Origin of the sequence: Streptomyces sp. NPDC091271 (assembly GCF_044757505.1) — a bacterium.
Lineage (GTDB): Bacteria > Actinomycetota > Actinomycetes > Streptomycetales > Streptomycetaceae > Streptomyces.
The window spans coordinates 343,472-354,157 of record NZ_JBIVVD010000007.1; the positions used below are offsets into that span (position 1 = coordinate 343,472).

Below are 10,686 nucleotides of genomic sequence, written 5' to 3' on the forward strand. Positions count from 1 at the left end.
CGGCGGCCGGCCGCGCACAGCCGAGTGCCGAACAGATACCGAGTGCCATGCTGAACTTCATCGCCCGAAGGATCGCGGCGGGGGCTGTGCTCCTGGTCGTCATCTCCCTCCTCTCCTACCTGCTGCTGTCCGTCTCCGACGCGGACGTCGGCAGGCAACTCCTCGGCCAGGGCGCCGACCAGGCTGCCGTCGACGCCAAGAACGCCTCGCTCGGCCTGGACCGGCCCGTCCTCGTGCAGTACGCCGACTGGCTGGCGCACGCCGTCCGCGGCGACCTGGGCACCTCCTGGTTCACCAGCGAGGACGCCGGGACCGCGGTCGCAGGCCGGCTGCCGGTCACCGCGAGCCTCACGCTGGGAGTCACCCTCGTCACCACCGTCGTGTCGTTCCTGCTCGGCGTCTGGGCGGGCGTCCGGCGCGGAGCGGCCGACCGCTTCGTACAGATCCTCGGGGTGGTCGGGTACGCCCTGCCGGGATTCCTCGTCACCCTGGTGATCGTCCTCGTCTTCGCGGTCAACCTGAACTGGTTCCCGGCGATCGGGTACACCCCGTTCACCGAGTCGCCCAGCGCCTGGCTCTCCACCGTCACACTCCCGGTCCTGTCCCTCGCGGTCGCCTCCGTGGCGGGGGTCTCGCAGCAGGTCCGGGGCGCCGTCGTCGACGTGCTGCGCCAGGACTACGTCCGTACGCTGCGCGCACGCGGACTGCCCACCTCCCGGATCGTGTTCCGGCACGTCCTGCGCAACGCGTCCGCGCCGGCGCTCTCCGTCCTCGGCATGCAGTTCGTCGGCCTGCTCGGTGGTGCGGTGCTCGTGGAACAGATCTTCGGGCTCCCCGGCATCGGAAGCATGACCGTCACCTACACCACCCGCGGTGACATCCCCGTGATCATGGCGCTGGTCATGTTCACCGTGATCGGCGTCGTCCTGATCAATCTCCTGGTCGACACCATGATCGGCTGGCTCAACCCGAAGGCGAGGGCCGCATGAGCGAGAACCTCCCGGCCAACGCGGCTGCCGCGTCCCACCCGTCCGCCCCGGACCCAGGCTCCGCCGGCGGCAGTCTGCGCAGGCTCCTGCGCAACCCGCTCGGCGCGATCTCCGCAGGGATGCTCCTCCTGCTCGTCGCCGGCGTCGTCCTCGCGCCCCTGATCGCACCGCAGGCCCCGGACGTCTCCTCGCTCGGCGACGCGTTCGCGGCGCCCGACGGAGCGCACCCCATGGGCATGGACTCCGCGGGCCGGGACATCCTCTCGCGCATCCTGTACGGCGGACGCAACACACTGGGCGGGGCGGTGGTCGCCCTGGCGATCGCCCTCGCCCTGGGAGTGCCGTCCGGCCTGTACGCCGGTTACTACGGCGGCCGGTTCGACTCCGTCGCCAACTGGGCCGTCAACCTCGTCATGGCGCTGCCCGCGATGGTGGTGCTCCTCGCCTCCCGCGCCATCCTCGGCCCCAACGTCTGGGTGCTGATGATCGTGCTCGGGGTGCTCGTGGCCCCCGCCTTCTTCCGTCTGGTCCGCGGCATCGTCGCCAACGTCCGCAAGGAGCTGTACGTCGACGCCGCGAAAGTCTCCGGGCTGTCCGACACCCGCATCGTCGCCCGGCACATCCTGATCGTCGTCCGCGGCCCCCTCATCATCCAGGTGGCCCTCGTCGCCGGAATCGCCATCGGTCTCCAGGCCGGTCTGGAGTTCCTCGGCGTCGGCAGCGGCTCGGCGGCGACCTGGGGCGCGATGCTCAACGAGGCGTTCCAGAACATCCAGCGCGCGCCCCTGCTCATCCTCTGGCCCGGACTGGCCCTCGGCCTGACCAACGGCAGCCTCGTCCTCCTCGCCGGGGCACTGCGCGACGTACTGGAGGACCGCGGAGGCGAGCCGGCCGGGCGGCGGCGCAGGAGGCCCCGCACCCAGGCAGCACCGCCCGCGCCGGTCGTGGACAGCCCGTCGGAACCGGGCGCACTCCTCTCGGTCCGTGGCCTCACCGTCACCTACGCCCGCCCGGACGGTACGGGCAAGGAAGTGGTGCACGGCATCGACCTCGACGTGCACCCCGGCGAAATCGTGGGCCTGGTGGGGGAGTCGGGCTCCGGGAAGACCCAGACCGCCTTCTCGGTGCTCGGGATCCTGCCCGAGGGCGGGCGGGTCGCCTCGGGCAGCGTCATGATCAAGGGCCAGGAGGTCGTCGGGCTGCCCGAGCGCGCTCACCGCGGGCTGAGGGGAGGCACCGTCGCGTACGTGCCGCAGGAACCCATGAGCAACCTCGACCCCGCCTTCACCGTCGGCAGCCAGCTCATGGAACCCATGCGGCACGTCCTCGGCATCTCGCGCAAGGAGGCCGCCGAACGGGCTATCGACCTGCTGCGTCTGGTGGAGATCCCCGACCCCGCGCGGACGATGCGGCTGTACCCCCACGAGATCTCCGGGGGCATGGCCCAGCGGGTCCTGATCGCGGGCGCCATGTCCTGCGACCCGGAGCTCCTCATCGCCGACGAGCCCACCACGGCCCTGGACGTCCGGGTCCAGGCCGAGATACTCGGTCTGCTGCGCAGGCTCCAGCAGGACCGGGGCCTGGGCGTGCTTCTGGTGACCCACAACCTCGGCGTCGTGGCGGACCTCTGCGACCGCGTCGCCGTGATGAGCGACGGCAGGATCCTCGAGACCGGAACGACCGACCAGGTCCTCCGCTCCCCCAGGGACCCCTACACCCGGACCCTGCTCGGCGCGGTCCTCGACGACGCCCCGGTCCGGGCGCCCTGGCAGCCCCGAGAGGCGAGGAGGACCACCGCATGAGCAGCACCGCCACCACCGAATCCACCGTCCCCGAGGCCCTGTTGCGGATCAGGGACCTCCGGGTCTCCTTCCCGGGCAAGGGATGGCGCGCCCCGCGCACCGAGATCCTCAAGGGCGTCTCCCTCGACATCCGGCCGGGCGAGACCCTGGGACTGGTCGGCGAGTCGGGCTCGGGCAAGACGACGATCGGGCGCGCCGTCCTCGGGCTCGTGCCGGCCCGCTCCGGCAGCGTCACCTTCGACGGCGAGCGCATCGACACGGCGAAACCCTCGCGCCGCCGTGAGCTCAGCCGCGACCTCCAGGTCGTCTTCCAGGACCCGTACACCTCGCTGAACCCCTCACGCACCGTCGGGGACACGCTCAGCGAGCCCCTCCTGGGGCACGGTGCGAGCGTCCGGGAGGCACGCGGCCGGGTGGGCGACCTCCTGGAGCGGGTCCACCTCCCACCGGACGCGGCGAGCCGCCTGCCCAGGGAGTTCTCGGGCGGCCAGCGTCAACGTGTCGCCATCGCCCGCGCGCTGGCGCTGCGTCCCCGGCTCGTGATCTGCGACGAACCGGTGTCCGCGCTCGACCTGACCACCCAGCGCACGGTTCTCGAACTGCTGCTGGAGATCCAGGAGGAGACGGGCGTCGCCTACCTCTTCGTCACCCACGACCTCTCCGTCGTGCGCTTCATGAGCCACCGGGTGGCTGTGATCAAGGGCGGGTCCCTCGTGGAGACGGGAGACGCCCACGACGTCACCACCGACCCCCGGCACCCGTACACCCGGGCCCTCATGCTGTCCGCTCCCGTGGCCGACGTCGCGGAGCAGCGGCGTCGCAGGGAGTCGGCCGCCACCCTCGGCGGGGAAGCGGCCGCACCGACCGCCGACGCCGGCTGACGCCTACGGGGCGGGGCAGGGCCGGCCCGTCGGGAGGTTGCCCGACGAGCCGGCCCGGCACCGCCCCGTAGGTACGGCGCACGGGCTCCGGGGGGAGCCCGTTCACCGGGTCTCGGTGACCTCCATGAAGCCGAGTGCGTCGACCAGCGCGCCCAGATCGAGCTCCGGGCCGCGCCGCAGGGAGCCGAGCGCGGGGGCGGCGGCCGCCGGAGTGCGAGCGGGGTGCGAACCCGTCGTCGGCCGCGCGCCGCCCTCGTCCTGCTCCGCGGCCCCGAACCCGGCGCCCGCGCGGGGCCGGCGGGGATCGTCGCCGGCCCTGGGGAGTACGGAAACGGGTGCCGGGGCCACTGATCTCAGCGCGGCCTTGCGTACGGCCCAGAGGAGGTCGGCGGGATCGGCGGTCTTCGCCGACACGGCCAGGCGTTCGGCCGCCTCCAGGAGGACGCTGCGGGCCAGTTCCCCGTCGTTCTCCAAGGCGTCGAGCGAGACGGCGGCCGTGAGCCAGCGGTCGTCGCCGACGGCCTGGCTCACCAGTTCGGTGAGCAGTTCGTGGCGGGTGACCGGAGGGCGGGCGACGGTGGGGTGCATGGACAGGTCCTCCCGAAAGCGCGGCGAATGGAAGGTGCGGGCAGGTCGGACGGTGTGGCGCCGGGCGCGCCCGAGGAGCCGGATCAGCCCGCCGCCGGCCACGGCGCGGGGGCCGCCCACGGCGCGGGGGCCGCCTCCGACAGCGGCGGGAAGGCGAAACCGGTGGGAGCCAGAGGGCCGGGCCGCTCCGGGATGCCCGCCGAGAGCAGGTACACGGCGAACTCCTCGTCGGAGTCGACACCGAGGAACCGTTCCACCTCGCTGTCGGCGAAGGCGACCGTCTGGAAGGGGCCCAGACCCAGCCCGGTGGCGGTCAGGGCGAAGGTCCGGCCGTAGTGGTCGGCGTCGTGCATCCACCGCCGGTAGGCATGGGGGTGGCGGTACTTCCACGCGAGCCGGTCGGCGACAGCCGTGGTGAAGACCGTGAACGCGCCCTCGTAAGCAGGCTCCTGATGGTAGGTCAGCTCGGCCACACGTTCGCGGGAGGCGTCCGTGCCGAGCAGCTCCAGGGCATGTCGGGCGGCCGAGTAGTGGTAGAGGCCCGGCTGGACCCCCTCGACGTCGTAGGCCACGACGTACGCCTCGGCCTCGTGCCGGCCGCCGGCCGGGGAGCCGGCCCTGGCCCGCTGGGCGCCGGAAGGGCCGCCGTGGAGGGAGCGGTGCGGGGCGAAGCTGTGGAAGAGCAGGGTGCCGAGCTGGTCGAGCGAGACCGGGGCGCCGCTGAATCTGCGGTGGCTGCGCCGGGTGGTGAAGGCCGGCCCGGCCGGTGCGGCCAGGCGCAGCGGCCTGCGCGGCAGCAGCACGACGGGGCTGCCGGGGTACTCCTTGAAGATGCCGGGGGAGCCGTCCTCGCCCACGAGGTCCTCGGCGAGCTCCACGCGGGCGGGGGAGTGCACCAGGCGCTCGGCGTCCCGGGTCTCGTGGAACCGCCCGGCGACGGTGTCCCGGCGGTCCCGCAGTGGGGGAGCGTCCTCGTACGGCACCAGCACACCCAGCTCCGTGAGGGTTCCCACGGCGCTGCGGACCCGGTCGTGCTGCTCGGCGGGGAACCGCCTCGCCAGCTCGTCCGTGTCGGTCCCCTCGCCGGCTTTCGAAAGGAGGTCGAGCAGATCGGGGGTGATCTCGATCCAGCGACGCTCCCCGGGAATTCCCATGCGTAACCCGTCCGGATGCCAGCTGCAGACCAGGTGATCCCGGCGGCGGACCTTCATGGTGGAATCTCCTTGTCTGTTTCTGGACGCACCGGGGGCGTTGCGGCGGAAGGCGATTGTTGATGCGGCGGGGCGTGTCCGGCTGCGGGACAGGGTCCGTCTCGCAGCCGGAACGCTTACCGCCCAGGCCCCTCGTCAGTCGTGCGGGGGTATTTCCCTGCCTCCCCTCGAATTACCGAACCGGCGAGGTGAGTTCTCCGCGTTGATTAATGACACCACTCCGCGGACGCCGGGTACATACATTTTCGGAGGTACTCTGTGCGCTATCAGAAATCCTGAACCCGTATCAGGAATTCGAAATGCTAACTTTCCTTCGGCTTACGGGAAATGAACGCGAAGGCGAGCACGGCGGCCAGCGCGGACACCCCCGCCACCACCCACAGACCGGTGTGGATGCCCACGTTGAACGAGGCGCTGACGGCCTCCGTGACCTCAGGCGTGGAACGGCCGGCGCTGTTGCCGCCCTCGCGCGCCACGGCCACGACCTGCGTGGCGACCTCCGGGGGCACATGGGCGGTGTCGAGCCGGTCCGGCAGCGCGCCGATGAACCGTACGGCGAGCACCGAGCCCAGGACGGCGGTGGCGAGCACCGAGCCGACCTGACGGAAAGCGGTCACCGCGTTGGAGGCCGCGCCCATCTGGGCCGGCTCCGCCACGGCGAAGGCCGCGGCGGTCGACGGGGCGACCACGAGGCCGCTGCCCAGGCCGAGCAGCGCCAGGCCGACGGCCGTGATCCCGTACGTGCTGTCGGGCTGCTGCCGGACCAGGACGATGGCGGCGGCGGCCGTGACCAGTGAGCCCACGGCGAGCAGCCGGGCGGGCCCGACCTTGCCCGCGATCCGCTGCGCCACCAGGGTGGACAGGACGAACGCGACCATCGCGGGCAGCAGCTTGAGGCCGGTGGCCATGGGCTCGGTGCCCTGGACCCGCTGCAGGAACAGCACCTCGAGGAAGACGACGCCGACGAAGGTGAAGAGCGCGCTCGCCGCGACCACCAGCGTGGCGGACAGCGGGACCGAAGCCATCATGCGTACGTCCAGCATGGGCACCGGCGCCCGCCGTTCGACCAGGACCAGTGCGGTCAGGGCGACCACCGCGACCACCAGGGTGGTCACCACCACCGGGTCGCCGTAGCCCTCACGGCCGCCGACCGCGATCCCGTACACCAGCGTGCCGAGGCCGACGACGGACAGGAACTGGCCCGGCAGGTCGAGGGCGCGGTCGGGGACCTTCGTCTCCTTGACCGCGTAAAGGGTGACGGCCACGGTCACCACCGCGAGCGGGGCGTTCACCAGATACACCGCGGGCCAGTCGAACCGGTCCAGCAGCGCACCGCCGAGCAGCGGGCCCACGGCGAGGCCGACGCCGGACATGGACACCCAGATGGTGATGTAGCGCAGCATGCGCGGCAGATCGACGAAGAACGTCGTGGTGATGATGGCGAGTGACGTCGGCAGCACCAGCGCGCCGCCGACCCCGCTGATCGCCCGTCCGACGAGCACCTGCGGGAAGCCGCTCGCGGTCGCCACCACGAGTGAACCGGCGGCGAGCGCGACCACGCCGATGACGAACACACGGCGTCGGCCGAAGCGTTCGCCCAGTGCGCCACCGGAGAGCACACAGGCGGCCACGACCAGGGTGTAGGTGCTCGACACCCAGCTCAGGTCGGCGGGGGCGACGTGCATGTCCACCTGGAGGGCACGCAGGGTCGAGATCGCCGCCGTCACCTCGATGAACGACATGAACAGCCCGAGGCAGGCGGCGGTCAGCACCAGCCCGCCGCGCGGGATCACCGGCTTCGGGGGCGTGTCGGCGGGAGCCTGTCCCGTGACGGCGCTCATCGGCCCGCCTCCTTGTCGGCCAGCCGCTTCACCGCGTCGTCCCAGCCGGCGGGCAGGCTCTCGCGGGCCGCCGGGTAGAAGACGAACACCGAACGGGCCATCACCTTGCGGAGCCGGCCGACGATGCCCTTGTGCGGGTCCGAGCGCGAGAACGTGTCCAGGGCCTCCTGGTCGCTCCACGCCGACAGGGTCCAGAAGGTCTTCTTCAGCGGTTCGGCCCGCAGCGAGGCGCCGATGACGCCGGGCGCCGACCGCACCTGCTTCCAGACCACGAGGGACAGCAGGAAGAACCGGGGGACGTGGAGCAGCGAGCTGACCTGAAGCTTGGACGCCATGACCACGGCTTGGCCGGAGTCGGCGGTCGCTTCGTCGGCGGCTGCCCCTGGCATCCAGGGAATGGTGGGCATGGAAGCCTCTCCTCTACTACTGCGACATGACACAGGGCTCTGGGGGCAGGGTTACCTGCCTCCTACAAGAGCCCACCCTGGCCTCGATCCGGACAGTCACGAAGGATGAACTTCGGATGGTGCGCGGAGTTGGCCGAATAGCGGCTACGAGCGCAGAGACGTTCGAATCCGGACACCGTTCTTTCAGCCCATCGGATCTTCCGATGGACACTCGGGCATCCCCGATCCGGTGATTGACCCCCGCGCGGCGGCAGACCTACGTTTCTGGCCATGCCGGCCCCGTCGCCGGACACAGTTCACACCGCCGTCGTCACACCCCGCCGTCGCAGCGACGCCGCCGTCACACCGGCCGTCAACGCCGCAACGGGGCACAGGCGAACTCTCCGCCCCAGAGGTCTCACTCCTCTGCGCCCCAGCCGTCGTCGCGCCGCCGCGACCGGTTCCACGAGTACCGCTCACGCCGAAGGGCTGCCTGCCATGACCACCCGTGTCGCTGTCGTCGGTGCCGGCATATCCGGACTGTCCGCCGCCCACCACCTGCCGGACGACGTCGAAGTCACCGTGTACGAGAAGGACGACCGGCCCGGAGGTCACGCGCTGACCGTCGAGGTCGAGGAGGAGGACGGCCGGACGATCGGCATCGACACCGCCTTCGTGGTCTTCAACTCCCGTACCTACCCGCAGATCACCGCGTTCTTCGAGGAGATCGGCGCCCCCGCCCTGGACCACACGGGCGGATTCGACTTCTTCGACCTCGACCGTGGCCTCGACTACGGAACGACCGAGTTCGAACTGACCGAGGAGGAGATCGCCAAGCGCTATCCGGCCGACTTCCTCACCCTGTGGCGGGACGCCGAGCGCTTCCACCGCGAGGCCCCGCGCGACTTCCTGCGCAAGCGCACCGACATGGCGCTCGGTGAGTACCTGAGCAGGGGCGGATACTCCGACGCCTTCAAGTACGGCTACGTCGTGCTGCTCGCCACCGCCGTCTGGTCGGTCCCCGCCGAGCTCATCTGGGAGATGCCCGCCACGACCGTCATCGCCTTCTTCATGTCCCACGACCCCGGCGGCCTCGGCGGCCGCACGGTCAACTGGAAGACGGTGGCCGGCGGCAGTATCGAGTACGTACGCAGGGTCGTCGCCGGCATCCACGGCAAGGTCCGCACCTCCAGCCCGGTCACCCGGGTCCGCGAGGAGGCCGACGGGGTGGTCATCGGCACGGCCGACGGCGAGGAGCGCTACGACTACGCGGTCCTGGCCTCGCACGCGGACCAGACACTCGCGATGCTCGAACAGCCCACCGCGCTCCAGGCCGACATCCTCGGCAAGGTCCGCTACAGCTCCACCAGCGCCGTCCTCCACACCGACCCGGCGGCCATGCCGCCCAACCGCGAGCGCTGGCAGAGCTGGAACTACGGCCTCAAGACCGTGGACGGGCGCACCCGCACCTGGGTCGCGTACTACATGAACTCGCTCCAGGGCTTCACCGCGAGCAAGGACTACTTCGTCACGCTCGACTCGCCCATCGTCCCCCGGGACGAACTCGTCATCCGCGAGCTGCCGTTCACCCACCCGATCATCGACCTGGACGTGCGCACCATGCAGCGCACCATCTACTCGGTCAACGAGACCGGACGCGTCAAGCTCGCCGGTTCGTACTTCCACTCCCCGAAGATCGGCCACGACCTCATCGGGTCCCACGAGGCCGGCTTCGTCTCAGGGCTGAAGGCCGCCGAGTCCATCACCCGTGATCTCCGTCCCCACGCCGTCAAGAAGTGAATCGAGGTACTCCCATGCAGACTGTCACCGTAACGGAAGCACAGGCCTGGCTGGTCGAGAAGCTGGCCGTCCGCCTGGAGGTCGAGGCCTCCGAGATCGACGTCGAACGTTACTTCGACGAATTCGACCTCGACTCGACCGAGGCCCTCATCCTCGCCGGCGAGCTGGAGAAGTGGCTCGGCTTCGAACTGGAGGCGACCGCCCTCTGGTACCACCCGACCGTGGCCGCGCTCTCCGAGCACATAGCCGAGGAGAGCGCGAACCATGTCGCCGCGGCCTGACCCGTCCGCACCCCGCCCCGTACTGCGCACCCTGCGGGACGCGGGCGGGAACGCGGCACACCGGATCTGCGCCGTCCACCCGGGCGCGCTCGCGGCCGGTGAGTGGGAGGCGCTCGCCGGGCAGCTGCCCGATGACACCGCCCTGTACCTGCTCGACCTGGGCAACGTCCCCGAGTTCCTCGCCGCGGCCCTCGACCCCCGCGCACCCGTCGTGTCCGTCGGGGCGCTGGCGGCCCGCTGCCTCGACGAACTCGCCGCTGCGGGCGCCGACTCCGCGCCGTTCTCGCTCGTCGGCTGGTCCTTCGGCGGCGTCGTCGCCTACGAGATCGCCACCCGGCTCGAAGCGGCCGGGCGCGGCGCCGTCCTGCGGGACCTCGTCCTGCTCGACAGCATCGCCCCCGTCCCCGCCTTCAAGCGCACCGACGAACTGCTCGACGCCTCGATGCTCCTCGACTGGTTCGCGATGTACCTCGGGGCGAAGCGCCGCAGCCCCTTCACCGTGAGCGTCCCGTCCCTCGCCGCACCCGAGGACGGACTGCCCCAGGTGCTCGACGCCGCCGTCGACCAGGGGCTCCTGCCGCGGGGCACCGAACTCGCCGGACTGCGCAAGCTGTACGCCGCCTACCAGGGCGGCCTGTCCCGTAACAACCGCTGCACCGCCCCGTACGAGCCGGGCCCCATCGAGCGCCCCCTCACCCTCGTCAAGCCGGAGCGCTCACTGCTGCCCGACAGCGGGGACCTCGGCTGGAGCGGGCTCAGCGCACATCCCGTACGACAGGTGGCCGTCCCGGGCGACCACTACACCATGCTCCGGGACCCCGAGGCCGTGAGCGCGCTCGCCGGACTGCTGGCCGGCTCCGCCGTCGTCTGAACACATCCCGCGGACCCGCGCCCTGCCCACCCGCCG

At 71.4% G+C, this 10,686-nt stretch carries 10 protein-coding genes; 6 read left to right on the forward strand and 4 right to left on the reverse strand.

All coding sequences use genetic code 11. The annotated features are described in order from the left end of the window. Nucleotides 1–47 precede the first annotated feature (47 nt). Genes ACIQM3_RS28690 through ACIQM3_RS28700 form a run of 3 tightly spaced genes read left to right on the forward strand, consistent with a single transcriptional unit; the run spans nt 48 to nt 3,672 of the window. Complete coding sequence (locus ACIQM3_RS28690) at nt 48–989, forward strand: ABC transporter permease (protein WP_401629196.1); 942 nt, start codon at nt 48–50, stop codon at nt 987–989. Further along, nucleotides 986–2,791, forward strand: a complete 1,806-nt coding sequence (locus tag ACIQM3_RS28695) for a dipeptide/oligopeptide/nickel ABC transporter permease/ATP-binding protein (protein ID WP_401629199.1) — start codon at nt 986–988, stop codon at nt 2,789–2,791. The genes ACIQM3_RS28690 and ACIQM3_RS28695 overlap by 4 nt, the downstream gene beginning before the upstream one ends. Continuing rightward, nucleotides 2,788–3,672 (forward strand): ATP-binding cassette domain-containing protein, encoded by an 885-nt coding sequence (locus tag ACIQM3_RS28700; protein WP_401629201.1) that lies wholly within the window; start codon nt 2,788–2,790, stop codon nt 3,670–3,672. The genes ACIQM3_RS28695 and ACIQM3_RS28700 overlap by 4 nt, the downstream gene beginning before the upstream one ends. Nucleotides 3,673–3,774: 102 nt before the next feature. Here the strand turns inward: ACIQM3_RS28700 and ACIQM3_RS28705 are convergent, their stop codons facing one another. The 4 genes from ACIQM3_RS28705 to ACIQM3_RS28720 all read right to left on the reverse strand — a co-directional run bounded on the left by ACIQM3_RS28705 (nt 3,775) and on the right by ACIQM3_RS28720 (nt 7,719). Next, complete coding sequence (locus ACIQM3_RS28705; RefSeq protein ID WP_401629204.1) at nt 3,775–4,260, reverse strand: hypothetical protein; 486 nt, start codon at nt 4,258–4,260, stop codon at nt 3,775–3,777. A gap of 83 nt (nt 4,261–4,343) precedes the next feature. Continuing rightward, nucleotides 4,344–5,471, reverse strand: coding sequence for a SagB/ThcOx family dehydrogenase (locus ACIQM3_RS28710; protein ID WP_401629206.1), 1,128 nt, complete (start codon nt 5,469–5,471; stop codon nt 4,344–4,346). A 302-nt stretch (nt 5,472–5,773) separates the two neighbouring features. Then, the gene (locus ACIQM3_RS28715) at nt 5,774–7,312 is read right to left on the reverse strand and encodes an MFS transporter (RefSeq protein ID WP_401629209.1); all 1,539 of its coding nucleotides are present in this window, start codon (nt 7,310–7,312) and stop codon (nt 5,774–5,776) included. Next, nucleotides 7,309–7,719 (reverse strand): DUF3291 domain-containing protein, encoded by a 411-nt coding sequence (locus ACIQM3_RS28720; protein ID WP_401629211.1) that lies wholly within the window; start codon nt 7,717–7,719, stop codon nt 7,309–7,311. Before ACIQM3_RS28720 ends, ACIQM3_RS28715 begins: the two co-directional genes overlap by 4 nt. 477 nt (nt 7,720–8,196) lie before the next feature. Between ACIQM3_RS28720 and ACIQM3_RS28725 the strand changes: the two genes are divergently transcribed. From ACIQM3_RS28725 to ACIQM3_RS28735, 3 genes are read left to right on the forward strand one after another with little or no spacing between them, the layout of a single operon-like run. Then, nucleotides 8,197–9,498 carry an NAD(P)/FAD-dependent oxidoreductase gene (locus ACIQM3_RS28725; protein WP_401629213.1) on the forward strand — a complete coding sequence of 434 codons (1,302 nt, stop codon included), beginning with the start codon at nt 8,197–8,199 and terminating at the stop codon, nt 9,496–9,498. Between the two features lie 14 nt (nt 9,499–9,512). Continuing rightward, nucleotides 9,513–9,779: an acyl carrier protein gene (locus tag ACIQM3_RS28730; protein ID WP_401629216.1), complete on the forward strand. Its 267-nt coding sequence runs from the start codon at nt 9,513–9,515 to the stop codon at nt 9,777–9,779. Beyond that, nucleotides 9,763–10,650 carry an alpha/beta fold hydrolase gene (locus tag ACIQM3_RS28735; protein WP_401629219.1) on the forward strand — a complete coding sequence of 296 codons (888 nt, stop codon included), beginning with the start codon at nt 9,763–9,765 and terminating at the stop codon, nt 10,648–10,650. Before ACIQM3_RS28730 ends, ACIQM3_RS28735 begins: the two co-directional genes overlap by 17 nt. Nucleotides 10,651–10,686 lie beyond the last annotated feature (36 nt).

Coding starts and splice junctions, on each gene's coding strand:
- ACIQM3_RS28690 (WP_401629196.1), top strand. CDS start 48: ATGCTGAACTTCATCGCCCGAAGGATCGCGGCGGGGGCTGTGCTCCTG.
- ACIQM3_RS28695 (WP_401629199.1), top strand. CDS start 986: ATGAGCGAGAACCTCCCGGCCAACGCGGCTGCCGCGTCCCACCCGTCC.
- ACIQM3_RS28700 (WP_401629201.1), top strand. CDS start 2,788: ATGAGCAGCACCGCCACCACCGAATCCACCGTCCCCGAGGCCCTGTTG.
- ACIQM3_RS28705 (WP_401629204.1), bottom strand. CDS start 4,260: ATGCACCCCACCGTCGCCCGCCCTCCGGTCACCCGCCACGAACTGCTC.
- ACIQM3_RS28710 (WP_401629206.1), bottom strand. CDS start 5,471: ATGAAGGTCCGCCGCCGGGATCACCTGGTCTGCAGCTGGCATCCGGAC.
- ACIQM3_RS28715 (WP_401629209.1), bottom strand. CDS start 7,312: ATGAGCGCCGTCACGGGACAGGCTCCCGCCGACACGCCCCCGAAGCCG.
- ACIQM3_RS28720 (WP_401629211.1), bottom strand. CDS start 7,719: ATGCCCACCATTCCCTGGATGCCAGGGGCAGCCGCCGACGAAGCGACC.
- ACIQM3_RS28725 (WP_401629213.1), top strand. CDS start 8,197: ATGACCACCCGTGTCGCTGTCGTCGGTGCCGGCATATCCGGACTGTCC.
- ACIQM3_RS28730 (WP_401629216.1), top strand. CDS start 9,513: ATGCAGACTGTCACCGTAACGGAAGCACAGGCCTGGCTGGTCGAGAAG.
- ACIQM3_RS28735 (WP_401629219.1), top strand. CDS start 9,763: ATGTCGCCGCGGCCTGACCCGTCCGCACCCCGCCCCGTACTGCGCACC.